This window comes from Halomonas sp. SpR8, from assembly GCF_031010195.1.
GTDB lineage: Bacteria > Pseudomonadota > Gammaproteobacteria > Pseudomonadales > Halomonadaceae > Vreelandella.
The window spans coordinates 33,218-47,071 of record NZ_JAUAMC010000009.1; the positions used below are offsets into that span (position 1 = coordinate 33,218).

A 13,854-nucleotide genomic window follows, 5' to 3' on the forward strand; every position below is an offset into this window, starting at 1 on the left:
GGTCAAGCAGTGTTGAGGTGTGCCTCCATTATTATGGAAGCTTCCTCTCATCAGCGACAGGGTGATTACACAATCTTTGAGTAGCGCTGGCCCGACTGCTGGGACAGGCGGGCATCAAACGCCATGGCTAAATGACGAATCAGCAGCCGACCCATTGGGGTCGCGCTCAATTGATCGCCGCTGCGTGTCAGCAGTCCATCTTGCTCGGCGCCCTTTAAGCGCTCAAGTGCTGGGGCAAAGTAGCGCGGTGCATCAATACTCCAGCGCTGACTCACCGCCGCCAAGTCAATGTGCATGTCGCACATCAGCCGCTCAATCACGTCGCGACGGAGTAGATCATCGTCACTCAAGCGCACGCCGCGAACGGTTGCCAACTGGCCTCGATCCAGCGCAGCTTCGTAGCGGGCCAGATCACTGGGGTTCTGGGCATAGACGTCATCAATGCGCGAAATCGCCGAAACGCCAAGGCCGATTAAATCGCACTGAGCGTGGCTGGAGTAACCCTGGAAATTGCGTTGCAGCGAGCCTTCGCGCTGGGCAACGGTCAGGCTATCATCGGGGCGGGCAAAGTGATCCATACCGATATGCACGTAGCCTGCCGCAGTGAGCATATCAATCGTGGTGCGCAAAATCGCCAGCTTCTCTTCGCTACCCGGTAAGTCATCAACGTTAATGCGCCGCTGAGGAGCAAATCGCTCAGGCATATGCGCGTAGTTAAACACCGACAGCCGGGCCGGGTTGAGCTCGATCACCTGGCGTAAGGTGTTAGCAAAGCTCTTCTCGGTTTGAAACGGCAGGCCGTAAATCAAATCGAGATTGAGCGAACGAAAGCCCAGTCGATGGGCTTCATCCATCAGCGTTTCAGTCAACACCCGGGGCTGAATGCGGTTAATCGCTTTTTGCACCAGCGGGCTCAAGTCCTGCACCCCCAGGCTGATGCGATTAAACCCCAGGGATTCGAGATGGCGTAGAGTAAACACATCCGCCTCGCGGGGATCTATTTCAATGGCGTAATCGCGATCCGTCGACGAGGAGAGGCCAAAACGGGCGTCCAGACGATCAATCAGGTCGCCCATCTGGTTCAAGCTAAGAAAGGTCGGCGTACCGCCACCCCAGTGCAGCTGTTCCACCGGTCGTGATGTATCCAGGTGGCGTGCGGCTAGCACCATCTCACGGTCAAGCCTCGTTATATAGGGCTCGGCCAGGGCGGTGTTCTTGGTGGCGATTTTATTGCATGCGCAGTAGAAGCAAATCTTGCGGCAAAAAGGCACGTGAACATACAGTGACAGCGGTCGCCTGCTAGTATTGCTCCGCTCAAGCGCTTGGGTCAGGTCGCTGGGGGTAAATTGGTCGTGAAACGACAGCGCCGTGGGGTAAGAGGTGTAGCGTGGACCACTGGTGTCGTAGCGGCGCAGCAGAGCTTCATCCCACACCGGCTGTGTGGGCGCTACCGCCACAGACGAGGCAAGAGATGAAACCGCAGGGGCATGAACGGGCATGAAGGGGCGCTCCGACATTAGGCAGTGCCGCTAGCCTAACCCGTAATGAAAACGTAAAAATTGAGCCATGTCATGTTAGGGTTAATGATGCGCAGTGAGCGTCCACAGCTGCCACAGGGCGAAAGCAATAATCGTTAGCGCTGCCACGCTGCGGGTCGCCGGGTGACGAATCAGGTGGCTTAGCTGGCGCGCGGCGAGGCCAGTGGCGAGCAGCGCGGGCAGAGTGCCTAGCCCAAAGGCACCCATGAGTAGGGCGCCTTGTAACGGGTCGGCAATCGCCAAGCTCCAAGCCAGCATGGAGTAGACCAGCCCACAGGGCAGCCAGCCCCAAATAGCGCCCAGTGCGAAGGCTTGAGGCATATACACCACCGGCATTAAGCGCCGCCCCACAGGCTCAATAAAGCGCCAGAGGCGGCGTCCCACGGCCTCCACCTTGAGTAGCCCTTTCCACCAGTTGGCGATATACAGCGCCATGAGGATCAGCATCAGTGCGGCAAATACTTGAAGCAGTAGTCGCGCCGTGGCAGAAAGCGAAAATAGCGTGCCGAGCAGCGCCACCAGCGCACCTGCGCTCATGTAGCTAATAATGCGTCCTGCGTTATAGCTGAGCAGTAGACCGCCCATGCGCGCCGGATGACGCATACTGGGGGGCACGGCAAAGGTGAGCGCGCTCATAATGCCGCCACACATGCCAATGCAGTGGGCACCGCCCATCAAGCCAAACACAAACGCCGCCATTAGCGGCGGCAGATCAAGCCCCGTCGGATTCATGGCCGTGGCTCTTGGTCGTCGGGTGTGTCTGTTGCTGATGTTTCAGGGGACTTCGCCTGCTGACGTTGGCGGCGCTGTTCAGGGCTCAGGTCGTTTTCATCTTCATCGAACAGAATGTGGTACGCGGGACCTTCCAGGTCGTCGAACTGGTCATTTTTGACCGCCCAGAAAAACGCCCAGACGGCGAGGCCGAGCAGAATCAGCGAAAGCGGAATAAGCAGGTACAGAATCGTCATGCAGTTACCGGTGTTGAAGTGCCGTGCGTTGGCGCAGGCTGAGGCCGCCAGCGCGATAGCCGTAGGGCGTTACCGACCACGACTAACGAGCTAAGCGACATGCCGATAGCGGCTAGCCAAGGCGGCACCAAACCCATGGCGGCCAATGGCAGCGCTGAAACGTTGTAACACACTGACCAAATCATATTCTGGCGCATGATACGCCGTGTCGCGCGGGAAATCTCGATGGCCTCAAAAATCCGCATCAGGCGGGGGCTGAGCAGTACCGCATCGGCGCGAGTGCGGGCGAGGTCCGTCGCGCCATTCATGGCAATGGCCACATCAGCGCCGGCCAGCACCGGCACGTCGTTGATGCCGTCACCAATCATCACCACGGTTTCGCCAGCGGCTTGAAGCGCTTTCATCCGGGCGAGTTTACCCTCTGGACTGGTGCCGGCGTGCCAAGTGGTAATGTCGAGCTGATTGGCCAAGCTTTCTACGGCATCCTGGGTATCCCCAGAGAGCAGCTCCACTTTTAGGCCTTTATCCTGGAGCGCTTTGATCGTGGCAGCGGCATCATCGCGAACGCCATCATGCAGACCAAACCAGGCGCGAGGCGCGCCGTCTTCGCTAAGCAGCAGCCACTGGCCCTTGACAGGCGCCACGGCGGGCTCAGGGGTGGCGCCATCCATTGCAAAGTCAGGCTTGCCCAATCGCCAGCGAGTGCCATTTAAGGTGCCTTCCAGCCCTTGCCCGGTGTAGCTGCGGATGTCTTTGGCCTGCAGCGTGGCATCCCGAAACGGCCGAAAGGCGCGGGCTATAGGGTGCTCCGAGTGGGCTTCAAGGGCAGCGGCAATTGCCTGAGCACGTTCGCGGGTTAACTCGCCGACCGGCTGGGTTTGGGTCAACTGCATTTCACCCCGAGTCAGCGTGCCGGTTTTGTCGAAGATCACCCGGGTAACGTTGGAGAGGGTCTCCATGGCGTCGGCGCGGGTAATCAAAACACCGCGCTTGCGTAGTTGGCCGTGGCCTGCGGTCAGGGCCGCAGGGGTGGCCAGCGCCAGGGCACAGGGACAGGTCACCACCAGTACCGAAAGAAGTACCCAGAGCATTCGTGAAGGGTCGATAAACCACCAGGCAATCGTGACGCAAGCGGTCACCAGCAGTAGGCGCAGTACGAATAGATGGGCCATGCGCGCTGCCATCTGGGCAAGTCTAGGGCGGCTGGCAAAGGCGCGGTCGGTTAGGTCGACAATACCCGCTACTCGGGCATCGCGGCCGGCGCGGGTCACCCGAACCACCAGCGGGTTCTCCATGTTCTGGCTGCCGCCCGTAATCGTATCGCCCACCCGGCGAGTCACCGGCAGATATTCACCGGTCAGCATCGATTCGTCCAGGCTCGACTCGCCTTCCTCGATAATGCCATCGGCGGGCACGCCGTGGCCGGGCTTGATCAATATGCGCTCGCCTGCGGCGAGTTCGCTGGCGGGTAATATGCGCTCGCTGCCGTCGCTTTCCAGCCGTGTGGCGGAGACCGGCAATACGCCGCTGAGCGCATTACCGCTATGGCCGCTGCGCCGCCGGGCGCGGCCTTCCACGTAGCGCCCAAACAGCAAAAAGAAGGTGAACATGGCCACTGAGTCAAAATAGACTTCGCCGATATCAAACAGCACCGCATAGCTGCTGGCCAGGTAAGCCCCACCAATCGCCAGCGACACCGGCACATCCATGCCTAGTACGCCGGTGCGCAGGTCGCGTAGGGCGTTGCGGAAAAACGGCTGGGCGGAGAAAAATACCACCGGCGTTGCCAGCGCAAACGAGAGCCAATGAAACAGCGCGTAGAAGTCGTCGCTGATTTCGCCGGGGCCGGAAACATAGATGGGGATCGAGAACATCATCACCTGCATCATACCCACGGCAGCGATAATCAGCCGGCGTACGTTCATGCGCTCTTCTTGCTGCATTCGTGTTTGGGCTTGGTCCGGTTCGTAGGGCTGGGCGTCGTAGCCAATCGCCGCCAGCTCGGCCAGCAGTTGCGAGAGCTTTAGCTGCTTTGGATCCCAGCTCACGCGGAGGCGGTGGTGGGTTAAGTTCACCGCGCTGGAGGTGATTCCCGCCAGGGCATTCAGGCGGTGCTCGATCAGCCACGCACAGGCGGCGCAGGTAATGCCTTCAATGGCGAGGGTGGCTTTGACGTGGCCCTCGTCGCCATCAGGGTGGACAAACTGCGCCTGTAAACCGGGGTCATCAAACACCGACCAGGTGTCTGCTTTGGCTTCCTGGCGCTCATCCGGGCGCTCGGGAAGTTCCGTACGGTAGCGGTAGTAGCTCTCCAGGCCGCCGTCGACGATCGCATGAGCAACCGCTTCGCAGCCTGGGCAGCAAAGCGGGTGGGTATGATCATCCAGGGTAATCGTCCAGGGTGCAGCAGGGGGCACCGGGTTACCGCAGTGATAGCAGGCGAGGGCAGGCGTTGCGTCGCTCATTCGCTTTCGGGGCGGCCTCCCGGCAGTAGCTCAACGCTACGCTCATTGGGGAATGTCGCCTCTCCGGTAAGTCGCCAGTCACTCTCTTGCTGCTCTGGCTGTAACTGCAGGTACCAGCGATAGCGCAGATTATCAGGGCCTTGGGTGATATAGCGGCCATCACGCACGTGCTCCAGCACGAACGATTGGTCGCGGTTATCTTCAGTGGGGAAAATAAGGTCGAGATAGAGCGCATCAGGACGCGCATCACCGCTTAAATCTACCACGATATCGCTAGTGAGTGGATCAAGACGTAGCTCTGCGCTCAAGTTCAGCTCGCGAGCCTGCTCCTGCTTGGCAAGCACCATATTTATGGCTTTGCCGTGCTCGTAATAATCTTCCTGAACCACCATGCCATCGAAACTCTTGACCGACATCACCGCGAAACCAGTGCTGACAATAATCGATGAAAACAGAATGCCGATTAAAAACCACGGCCAAAACTGCTTATACCACGGTGTTACCGAGGGGGATGCCATAATCGTCTATCTCCTAATATCGCCCAGGAAGCTGGTCTCGCGCTCAAGGCGAATATCCGCATCCTGCTGAGCCTGCAGCGTAAACACAATGGCGTGGCTGGGTTGCTGCAAGTCGTCGGGATCCGCGGTCACTGTGACCACTTTCAAGCGCGACTCCCCCGCGGGTACGCTAATCGTACTGCTATCCAGGGTTAAAGTGGGCAACCCGGCAACGCTTAGCTGGTAGGTGTGGTTTTGATCATCCAGGTTACGGATAGTCAGGGTGAACACATTGCTAATTTGTCCGTCGCGGGTCACCTGGTAGAGCTGGGTGCGCTCACGCTCAGCGTCAAAATTGAGTGGCATGCGGTCATTGATGGCCCAGGCAAAAGTGCCCACCATCAGCACCAGTGCAGTGAAGTAGCCTAGCAGGCGAGGGCGCATGATGTGGCTCTTTTTACCCTCCAGGGCGTTTTCGGTGGTGTAGCGCACCAACCCCCGCGGGTAGCCCATCTTATCCATCACGCTATCGCAGGCGTCGATACAGGCGGCACAGGTGATGCACTCGTACTGCAGCCCGTCACGAATATCGATACCGGTGGGGCAGACCTGGACGCATAGATCGCAGTCAATACAGTCACCGTAGCCAGCTTCACGGGCCTCTAAGTGGCTAAGGCCTTTCTTGCGGTGCCCGCGTGGCTCACCACGTGACTCATCGTAGGAGACGATGAGCGTATCGCGGTCAAACATGACCGATTGAAAGCGCGCATAGGGACACATGTAAATGCACACCTGCTCACGCAGCCAGCCCGCGTTGAGGTAGGTAAATACCAGGAAAAAACCCACCCAGAAATACGACCAGCCGTGGGCCTCTAAGGTGGGCAGTTCCGCCACCAGACCTCGAATCGGTGTGAAGTAACCCACAAAGGTGACACCGGTGGCGAGGGCAATGAGTAGCCAGGCGCTATGCTTGACCCCTTTGCGCCAGGCTTTCTCAGCGTTCATTGGCTGGCTGTCGAGTTTAATGCGCCGGTTGCGCGAGCCTTCAATGCGGTGCTCAAGCCAGATAAACAGGAAAGTCCAGACACTCTGGGGACAGGTGTAGCCGCACCAGACCCGCCCCGCAAATACGGTAATAAAAAACAGCCCAAAGGCGCAGATGATCAGCAGCCACGACAGCAGGATGAACTCCTGCGGATAGAACGTGGCGATGAAAATATGGAATTCTCGGTTAGGCAGGTCGAACAGAATTAATGGCCGGTCGCCGATGTTAATCCACGGCAATAGAAAAAATAGCATCATCAGCGCCCAGTTAGCGCTGCGCCGAAGCTTTTGGAAAACGCCTTTTATTTCGCGCACATAAATATGCTGCCGTTTGGCGTACATTTCCTGGCTGACCGTTTCACGCGGGGGAGTGTGATGCCCCACCGGGTTAGGCGTGACGTCTTGGCTCGGTATCTTTTCCATAGCGTTATTCCCGGCTCAGAAGGCAGGAGAGGCTGCACCCCGTGCTCAGTCGCTGCTCAGACAAATTGGGCGACTATGCAGACGTGGTGCTTGATCAATATTGTATCGGGTTGCGTATAAAGAAAGGGTGCGGTTTGGGGCCGCACCCTTGCTTGGCTAACGTATAGCGGTGTAGCGCTACCGAACGGCGGTCAATCAGTCCGTCAAACGCAGGCTATATACATAGGCAGCAACTAGATGAACGCGCTCTTCACCAATGTAGGCCGCTTGCGCAGGCATATGGCCGTTACGGCCGTTGCGCAGCGTTTGGCGGATAGAGTCACCCACCTCTTGGTCCGGTGCTAGGTAGAGCCAGGTATCATCGGTTAAGTCGGGTGCGCCAAGCGCCGTATTGCCGGTGCCACTGGGGCCGTGGCAGGCTGCACACACCGCCATAAAGGTGCTTTCACCCTGTTCAGCCTGTGCCTCGTTGTGCTCTTCATTAGACAGCGACAGAACATACTGGGTCAGGTTCTCAATATTGTTCTGCCCCAGTTGCTGCCAAGCTGGCATTAGGCCGTTACGGCCATTGTTCAGAGTGGTTAGGATGTTTTCGGGTTCACCACCGTAAAGCCAATCGTCGTCGGTGAGGTTGGGGAAGCCGTAGCCGCCTTGGGCGTTGGAGCCGTGGCAAACCGCGCAGTTGTTTTGGTAGATACGCTCAGCGACCTGCATCGCTTCAGAGTCTTCTGCAAGTTCAGGAATCGGCACTTCCTGGTACTGGGCAAAAATCGGCGTGAAGCGCTCTTCAGCCTGCTCAACCTCTTCTTCCCACTGACCCTCTTGGGTCCAGCCCAATACACCCGCGTAGTTACCCAGGCCGGGATAAAGCACCAGGTAGCCCAGTGCAAAGACCACCGTCAGAATAAACAGCTGGAACCACCATTTAGGCAGCGGGTTGTCGTACTCCTCAATGCCATCGGCGGCGTGGCCAGTGGTTTCTACATTGCCGTCAGCGTCAGGTGTTTTATCGGTGCGGCGGTTGGCCAGCAGTATCCATACACTCAGCGCAATCGTGCCGAGCGTGATGATAATGATCCAGGCGCTCCAGAAGCTGGATAGGGAGTCACCCCATAAATTATTCATAACTTCTTATCTCCCCTCTTTGCGGGAATGCGCTTCGCTGTCGCGTTCGAGCGATGCGTGCTTGTCACTGGTCGGTAGCTCATCGTCGTCGGCAAAGGGCAAGTTAGCCGCTTCGTCGAAATCTGGCTTGCGTCGCTTTGAATACGCCCAGAGGGCGATGCCGATAAAAGCGAAAATCAAGATCAGCGTCATGAGTCCGCGAAAAGTTCCCGTATCCATAGCTTAACGAGTGCCTTCGAGCACGGTTCCGAGCTGCTGCAAGTAGGCGACCAGGGCGGTAATTTCCTGGGTTCCGCGTACGTCTGCAGTGGCGTTGGCGATATCTTCGTCAGTATACGGCACACCCAGTTGACGCAGCGTGCGCATCTTGCGGGGGGTGGCGTCACCATCGAGGGTGTTTTCAAACAGCCAGGGGTAAGCTGGCATAATCGACTCAGGTACTACATCCCGGGGGTTGTAGAGGTGAGCACGGTGCCAGTCGTCGCTGTAGCGGCCGCCCACACGGGCCAGGTCAGGGCCAGTACGCTTGGAGCCCCACAGGAAGTTATGCTCATAAACCTGCTCGCCGGCCACGTTGTAGTGGCCGTAGCGCTCGGTTTCAGCACGGAACGGACGCACCATTTGCGAGTGACAGCCCACGCAGCCTTCGCGGCGATAAATGTCACGGCCTTCTAACTCCAGTGCGGATAGCGGCTCTAAACCTTCAACGGGCTCTGTGGTCTGCTTCTGGAAAAACAGCGGAACGACCTCGGCCAAGCCGGCGAAACTGATCACGACAAGGATCAGTACGGCAAGCAGGCCAACATTCTTTTCGACAATCTCGTGTTTCATTGGTCTCAACTTCCCCGATTTAGGCGGCTTGTGGCGCTGAATGGCTGATGGCCTCACGACGCTTAACGGTCATGTAAACGTTGAACGCCATAATCAGCATGCCGGTGACCCAGAAGAGGCCGCCAATTAAGCGTACAAAGTAGCCCGGTGCGCTGGCTTCCACGGCTTCCACGAAGGTGTACATCAGGGTGCCGTCAGGGTTGATCGCACGCCACATCAGGCCTTGCAGAATGCCGTTGACCCACATGGAGGCGATGTAAAGCACGGTGCCGATGGTCGCGAGCCAGAAGTGCACGGCAATCAGATTGACGGAGTGCATTTCGGTACGCCCGAAAACGCGAGGGATCAGGTGGTACATCGAGCCAATAGTGATCATCGCTACCCAACCGAGCGCGCCGGAGTGAACGTGGCCAATGGTCCAGTCGGTGTAGTGTGATAGCGCGTTGACGGTTTTAATCGCCATCATCGGGCCTTCAAAGGTAGACATGCCGTAGAATGACAGAGCAACCACTAAAAAGCGCAGTGTGGGATCCGTGCGCAACTTATGCCAAGCGCCGGACAGGGTCATCATGCCGTTGATCATGCCGCCCCAGGAGGGGGCCAGCAGAATGATCGACATCACCATACCTAGCGACTGAGCCCAGTTAGGCAGCGCGGTGTAGTGTAAGTGGTGCGGGCCCGCCCACATGTAAATCATGATCAGCGCCCAAAAGTGGACGATGGAGAGACGGTAAGAGTAGATCGGGCGCTCGGCCTGCTTGGGTACGAAGTAGTACATCATGCCCAAAAAGCCTGCCGTTAGGAAAAAGCCTACCGCGTTATGGCCGTACCACCACTGCACCATGGCATCTACCGCACCGGCGTAGATCGAGGTGGAGTACATCGGCGTAACGGGGATCGCCGCATTATTCACAATGTGCAGCACCGCAACAGTCAAAATAAACGCCGCGAAAAACCAGTTCGCTACATAAATATGCGAGGTGGTGCGTTTTTTGATCGTCATTAGGAACACGATGGCATAGCTGATCCATACGACCGCGATCAAAATATTGATCGGCCACTCCAGCTCAGCGTACTCCTTGGTCGTGGTGTAGCCCATGGGCAGCGACACAACGGCTGACACAATGACCGCTTGCCAGCCCCAGAACGTAAAAGCCGCTAACTTGTCGGAGAAAAGTCGCGTCTGACAGGTACGCTGAACCACGTAATACGACGTAGCAAAAAGCGCCGAGCCGCCGAAGGCGAAAATAACGGCGTTAGTGTGCAATGGACGCAGGCGTCCAAAGCTAGTCCAAGGTAAGCCGAGGTTCAGTTGCGGCCAAACCAGTTGCGAGGCGAGGATGACACCGACTGTCATGCCCACAATGCCCCACACAACGGTCATAATCGCGAACTGCCGAACTATCTTGTAATTGTAGGTCGGGTGTTCCAATGCTGTGCTCATGTGATGTTCCCATCGAACGCGGTTAGGGGGTAACCCGTGGTATTTTGCACGGGTGCGACCACCCGCTTGATGATGCAGGTCAAGATCCGACCAGGATTCTAGCGCAGCCGAGCCTTAAGCTGAACATACCAATAGGTTAAACACTGAATTATTAGGAGTGGTGCTTGTCACAGTACGTTTTGTCTGGCTATCTCTCAGTAACGCCCGAGACGTTAAAAAGCGCTCTCGAAGACCGCTCAAATAGCGGCTTCCTAGTGCAAGGCATGGGGCCGATGGCGCTCTATGGTGAAGCCAAGATAGGCCGCCTGTTGTTTGCTCACGGCGCAGGCGCCGGGCAACACTCACCTTACATGCGTCAATTTGTCACCTCTTTGGCTGGCCGGGGAATTCAGGTTGCGTGTATTGATTTTCCTTACATGCAACAGATGCAGGAGACCGGCAAACGACGGCCACCGCCTCCCATTGCCCAGACACTCGCTCAATTTGCCGAGTGGTACTCGCTCCTCAGTGACCTGTTCCCCGAACCGCTATGGGTGGGAGGGAAATCGATGGGCGGCCGCGTAGCGACACTGTTAGCCAGTCAGCAGACGTGCCCCGGCGTTATTGTGGCCGGTTATCCTTTTCATCCTACTAAATCGCCTGACAAGCCGCGCTTAGGCCACTGGCCAGCGATTGACTGCCCGATGCTGATTCTGCAGGGCGAGCGAGATCCATTCGGTACGCGGGAAGAGGTAGCAGGCTATACGTTGCCCGCGAATGCGCAGCTTGCTTGGTTAAAAGATGGCGATCACGATTTCAAGCCGCGGCGCTCTTCTGGGCTAACCCAAACGGTTTTGATTGACGAAGCTACCCAGGTTGCGGCATCCTTCGTCCGCGCTCACAGCCAAGGCTTAGTGGAAGAGAGCAACGCGCTAGTTTAAATCACCGTTTTTATGACAGTTTTAAACGTAGCATGTTGACATTAAACAAGCCTTCTGTAGAATGCAGCGCCACGTGACCAACGGGTGGTTAGCTCAGTTGGGAGAGCACCAGCCTTACAAGCTGGGGGTCACTGGTTCGAACCCAGTACCACCCACCATTTTTAGTAACAGCAAAAATGGTCCGGAAACGTGAAGTAAAAGCAACTTCAGATTTGATGTGCATAACGGACCGGTAGTTCAGTCGGTTAGAATGCCGGCCTGTCACGCCGGAGGTCGCGAGTTCGAGTCTCGTCCGGTCCGCCAACATCAACTCAGAATCTGCTTAGCAGTACTAGCTTCAAAGAGTGTTATCGCTATTCGGACCGGTAGTTCAGTCGGTTAGAATGCCGGCCTGTCACGCCGGAGGTCGCGAGTTCGAGTCTCGTCCGGTCCGCCACGATAACTGCGAAGATAGGTTGGCAATACGCCAATAGATTGGGTGGTTAGCTCAGTTGGGAGAGCACCAGCCTTACAAGCTGGGGGTCACTGGTTCGAACCCAGTACCACCCACCATCGCCTAACCGTTTAAAGCGCCTCTGAACCGCTTCGAAAGATTAGTGTTGTGATGGTTGTATGAGACGTTGTCAAAAACGTTTTCATAGAAAGTGCTTTTAAGTGGACCGGTAGTTCAGTCGGTTAGAATGCCGGCCTGTCACGCCGGAGGTCGCGAGTTCGAGTCTCGTCCGGTCCGCCATTAAGCATTTATGTTGTAAGCTGCTTTGCTAGTAAGATATCGGCATTAGCCGAAAAAATTCCAAAAAAGCCCGGATCATTGATCTGGGCTTTTTCGTATGTCTACGCATTAATTTTCAGCGTTTAGCCTGCAATCGCGCTAACTCCCGCTTTGGCAACCTGCACATCTTGATCGGGTTTTACGCCAGAAATACCCACGGCGCCGACCACATGCCCGTCAACAGTGATCGGTACGCCGCCGGAAAGTAGACCTTGCAGCGGTGCGGTGACAAACGCCGTGCGGCCACCATTAATCATCTCTTCAAACACTTGGGTCTCTTTGCGGCCTAGCGCAGCGCTGCGCGCTTTGTGCGTAGCGACTTCAGCGCTAAAAGGGGCTGCGCCGTCTAGACGACGCAAACCGAGTAGGTGGCCTCCGTCGTCGGTCACCGCGATGGTCACTGGCCAGCTATTGCTATCAGCTTCTTTTTGCGCCGCGTCTAATACGTTAATGACATCGGCTTGAGCGAGAATGGCTTTTGTTTGCATGTTTAAATCCTATTAATGGTAGTGAGTGAAGTTGTCGCGCTCAACAATAGCAGCGCGACCAGGGGTTATGAATGCTAAGTGTTAGGAAAAACGTTATGTGAGCGCCGCATCGACGATTTCCACCCAGTGGCGTACCGGGGTGCGATTGGCGCCTGTCAGGTGCGTTTGACATCCGATATTGGCCGTGACAATGACGTCCGGCTGTCCGGCCTCGAGCGCATTCATTTTATTGTCTCGCAACTGAGTGGCAAGTTCAGGCTGAGTGATGGAGTAAGTCCCCGCTGACCCGCAGCAGAGATGAGCATCTTGCACCGGGGTTAACGCAAAGCCGAGCTTGCCCAGTACGCCTTCCACCGCGCCGTTAAGCTTTTGCGCATGCTGCAGTGTGCAAGGGCAGTGAAATGCCAGCCGTTTCGACTCTTTCACGTTCAGCGCTTCGAGCGGTTCATCGCGCAGGATTTCGACGATGTCTTTCGCCAAGGCGCTGACTTTTTGCGCTTTAACCGCGTATTCGGGATCATCCTTGAGCATATAACCATACTCTTTAACAAACGCACCGCAGCCGCTAGCGGTTTGTACGATGGCTTCGGTGCCTTGTTCGATATACGGCCACCAAGCGTCGATATTGGCGCACATACGTGCGCGTCCATCGTCCTGAGCGTTGAGATGGAAATCAACGGCGCCGCAGCATCCCGCTTCAGTAACCGGCGTTACGCTAATGCCAAGTCGGTCAAGAATCCGCGCGGTGGCCGCATTGGTATTAGGCGAAAGCCCCGGCTGTACACAACCCTCCAGGATTAGAACCTTTCGAGCATGTTTGTGTGCATCGGGGCGCGCGCCTGCATCCACCGGGTCTGCGGGCATTTTATTGCGTAGCTTGGCGGGTACCAGCGGCTTGAAGGTTTGCCCCAGCTTTAGCAGCGCCTGAAAGCGCTTGGGGTCGACCATCATCTTGCGCAGCGCATAGCGCTGAGCGCGTTCGGCTGCCGGGCGGGGAACGCGACGCTCAATTTCGGCACGGCCAATGTTAAGCAGCTTGTGGTACTCCACGCCGGAAGGGCAGGTAGTTTCACAGTTCAGACAGGTTAAGCAGCGATCAAGGTGCAGGCGAGTCTCATCGGTGACTTGGTTATCATCGTCTTGGCTCTCCAGCAGCTCCTTCATTAAATAGATGCGCCCGCGGGGGCCATCGCGCTCATCGCCTAACAGCTGATAAGTAGGGCAGGTAGCGTTACAAAAACCGCAGTGCACACAGGTACGCAAGATGCGCTCTGCTTCCTGGATATGCGGCTTCTGACGATCGGCATCGGTAAAGTGCATCTGCATGTCAGCTCTCCTG

The 13,854-nt window shown here is 56.9% G+C and carries 13 protein-coding genes and 5 tRNA genes; 6 read left to right on the top strand and 12 right to left on the bottom strand.

The annotated features are described in order from the left end of the window. Positions 1-65: 65 nt before the first annotated feature. The 10 genes from hemN to ccoN all read right to left on the bottom strand — a co-directional run bounded on the left by hemN (position 66) and on the right by ccoN (position 10,335). On the bottom strand, positions 66-1,499 hold the full coding sequence (hemN, locus tag QT230_RS16890) for an oxygen-independent coproporphyrinogen III oxidase (protein ID WP_308323288.1): 1,434 nt from the start codon (positions 1,497-1,499) through the stop codon (positions 66-68). Positions 1,500-1,580: 81 nt separating this feature from the next. Next, on the bottom strand, positions 1,581-2,270 hold the full coding sequence (locus QT230_RS16895; RefSeq protein ID WP_308323290.1) for a sulfite exporter TauE/SafE family protein: 690 nt from the start codon (positions 2,268-2,270) through the stop codon (positions 1,581-1,583). Further along, entirely contained in the window at positions 2,267-2,506 is a 240-nt protein-coding gene (ccoS, locus tag QT230_RS16900; protein WP_308323291.1) for a cbb3-type cytochrome oxidase assembly protein CcoS, read from the bottom strand. The genes QT230_RS16895 and ccoS overlap by 4 nt, the downstream gene beginning before the upstream one ends. Next, a complete protein-coding gene (locus QT230_RS16905; protein ID WP_308323292.1) occupies positions 2,503-4,971 on the bottom strand; it encodes a heavy metal translocating P-type ATPase in 2,469 nt (822 codons plus the stop codon). Before QT230_RS16905 ends, ccoS begins: the two co-directional genes overlap by 4 nt. Continuing rightward, positions 4,968-5,489 carry a FixH family protein gene (locus QT230_RS16910; RefSeq protein WP_308323293.1) on the bottom strand — a complete coding sequence of 174 codons (522 nt, stop codon included), beginning with the start codon at positions 5,487-5,489 and terminating at the stop codon, positions 4,968-4,970. Before QT230_RS16910 ends, QT230_RS16905 begins: the two co-directional genes overlap by 4 nt. A gap of 6 nt (positions 5,490-5,495) precedes the next feature. Then, on the bottom strand, positions 5,496-6,935 hold the full coding sequence (ccoG, locus tag QT230_RS16915) for a cytochrome c oxidase accessory protein CcoG (RefSeq protein ID WP_308323294.1): 1,440 nt from the start codon (positions 6,933-6,935) through the stop codon (positions 5,496-5,498). 195 nt (positions 6,936-7,130) lie between these two features. Next, positions 7,131-8,060: a cytochrome-c oxidase, cbb3-type subunit III gene (gene ccoP / locus QT230_RS16920; RefSeq protein WP_308323296.1), complete on the bottom strand. Its 930-nt coding sequence runs from the start codon at positions 8,058-8,060 to the stop codon at positions 7,131-7,133. Between the two features lie 6 nt (positions 8,061-8,066). Further along, positions 8,067-8,279, bottom strand: a complete 213-nt coding sequence (locus QT230_RS16925; RefSeq protein ID WP_308323297.1) for a cbb3-type cytochrome c oxidase subunit 3 — start codon at positions 8,277-8,279, stop codon at positions 8,067-8,069. Positions 8,280-8,282: 3 nt separating this feature from the next. Beyond that, the gene (gene ccoO / locus QT230_RS16930; RefSeq protein WP_240718805.1) at positions 8,283-8,891 is read right to left on the bottom strand and encodes a cytochrome-c oxidase, cbb3-type subunit II; all 609 of its coding nucleotides are present in this window, start codon (positions 8,889-8,891) and stop codon (positions 8,283-8,285) included. Positions 8,892-8,910: 19 nt separating this feature from the next. Further along, positions 8,911-10,335 (bottom strand): cytochrome-c oxidase, cbb3-type subunit I, encoded by a 1,425-nt coding sequence (gene ccoN / locus QT230_RS16935; RefSeq protein WP_308323298.1) that lies wholly within the window; start codon positions 10,333-10,335, stop codon positions 8,911-8,913. A 164-nt stretch (positions 10,336-10,499) separates the two neighbouring features. On the opposite strand from ccoN, the gene QT230_RS16940 reads away from it, so the two are divergent. The 6 genes from QT230_RS16940 (at position 10,500) to QT230_RS16965 (ending at position 11,988) form a co-directional block, all read left to right on the top strand. Continuing rightward, positions 10,500-11,255 carry an alpha/beta fold hydrolase gene (locus QT230_RS16940; RefSeq protein ID WP_308323299.1) on the top strand — a complete coding sequence of 252 codons (756 nt, stop codon included), beginning with the start codon at positions 10,500-10,502 and terminating at the stop codon, positions 11,253-11,255. A gap of 82 nt (positions 11,256-11,337) precedes the next feature. Further along, positions 11,338-11,413: transfer RNA gene (locus tag QT230_RS16945), tRNA-Val, on the top strand. A 68-nt stretch (positions 11,414-11,481) separates the two neighbouring features. After that, positions 11,482-11,558 (top strand) — tRNA-Asp (locus tag QT230_RS16950). 56 nt (positions 11,559-11,614) lie between these two features. Further along, positions 11,615-11,691: transfer RNA gene (locus QT230_RS16955), tRNA-Asp, on the top strand. A gap of 40 nt (positions 11,692-11,731) precedes the next feature. Next, positions 11,732-11,807, top strand: a tRNA-Val gene (locus tag QT230_RS16960). A gap of 104 nt (positions 11,808-11,911) precedes the next feature. Next, positions 11,912-11,988 (top strand) — tRNA-Asp (locus QT230_RS16965). Positions 11,989-12,110: 122 nt separating this feature from the next. Here the strand turns inward: QT230_RS16965 and QT230_RS16970 are convergent. Next, positions 12,111-12,515: a heme-binding protein gene (locus tag QT230_RS16970; protein WP_308323300.1), complete on the bottom strand. Its 405-nt coding sequence runs from the start codon at positions 12,513-12,515 to the stop codon at positions 12,111-12,113. Between the two features lie 93 nt (positions 12,516-12,608). Beyond that, on the bottom strand, positions 12,609-13,841 hold the full coding sequence (gene glcF, locus QT230_RS16975) for a glycolate oxidase subunit GlcF (RefSeq protein ID WP_308323302.1): 1,233 nt from the start codon (positions 13,839-13,841) through the stop codon (positions 12,609-12,611). Positions 13,842-13,854 lie beyond the last annotated feature (13 nt).